The sequence below is a fragment of the Oleiphilus sp. HI0132 genome (assembly GCF_001635845.1).
In genome coordinates, this window is the sequence record NZ_LWGJ01001895.1 from 1 (window position 1) to 1187 (window position 1187).

The 1187-nt window shown below is 46.2% G+C and carries 1 protein-coding gene; it reads right to left on the reverse strand.

Annotated features, from left to right (window positions below):
• Window positions 1–574 precede the first annotated feature (574 nt).
• A partial coding sequence (locus tag A3766_RS28610) for an HPP family protein (protein ID WP_156509226.1) occupies window positions 575–1187 on the reverse strand: 613 nt, incomplete at its 5' end.

Below are 1187 nucleotides of genomic sequence, written 5' to 3' on the forward strand. Positions count from 1 at the left end.
AAGTGTCATCTCCGAATTTAAAGTAGCTAATTTTAGCACTATAGCCTTTAGCATCGTCCAGAGGTAGCATGTATTGGTCTATTGGCTACATAGCTTTCAATCGAGTCTGACCCCCTTGAAAAAAGATGATTAAGAAACTTAAGTTTCAGCGCCTTTTGGCGATGATTTATATCGGTGCAGCACTGGGAATCATACATTTCTGGTGGCAGTTCTTTAACGGCTCGCTCTTTTCTATCGAAGAGCTAAGAGCACTGATGCCACATTTTGAAGGCTATTACTTGTGGGAAAGAAGCTTTGTGCTGCCTGATTTAATTCTGGCCTTTGGTATGCTAGTTTCTGCCCTGCCTTTGTGGTGCAACCAATGGATGCAAAAGGGCCGAGTACTCGCAGCAGCCTGCGCCGGTGCGGCACTGTTCCTGGGGTTACTGGATTTGAGTTATGGTTTTTCGAGTGGTCTCTACCGCTTAGACCACCGTTTTGCAGGTGTCGTATTAGAAGCCGGCTTATCGATCACGGCAGTTGGCCTCTTAGGTCTAATCANTTTACTTTTTAGCCCCCAACAAGCTCGACCAGATTAAGCATCTGCTTCTAGCGACTCCTTCAGTAGTATCGTCTTCAATATATCGGGGTGGGTAACGATCCCGACAATCTGTTGATTCTCGAATACCGCTATCGCGTCCAAGCCATACTCCAACAAAGCTGGTGCTAAGTCTTCTACCTGAGTTTCTGGGTGGGTTGATAACAACGATTCGTGACAGAAGGCGTTTAGCGAGCTTTTCTGCGTTTCCTCGAGCTTACCACCCTGTGGGCTCATTAGAAAAGGGACGATCTTTTTATCAGATAGCATTCCGCAATATTTCTGTTCCTCATCAAGAATGACCAGGTGATGTATTTCATACTTCTGCATAATACGCCAGGCATCTTCGAGCGTCTTATCTTTGCTGATACTCAGTACCGGCGAGCTCATAATATTCTTCACTCTCCCTAAAGGGCTCCGGGCGGGCTTAACTTCTTGGTAGGCAGAAATCGCTTTCTGCTGGCTTGCACTCGGCTCCGCGGGTTTCTGCTTTGACTTTTGGCGATGATCTTTAAAGTCTTCGGGGTCGGTTTCAGCTTTAGAATGAACTTTCTGTATTTCAGTCAGTTCATCCGCTGGAGGAATATCACGAACCCTAAACTTTCGGTCT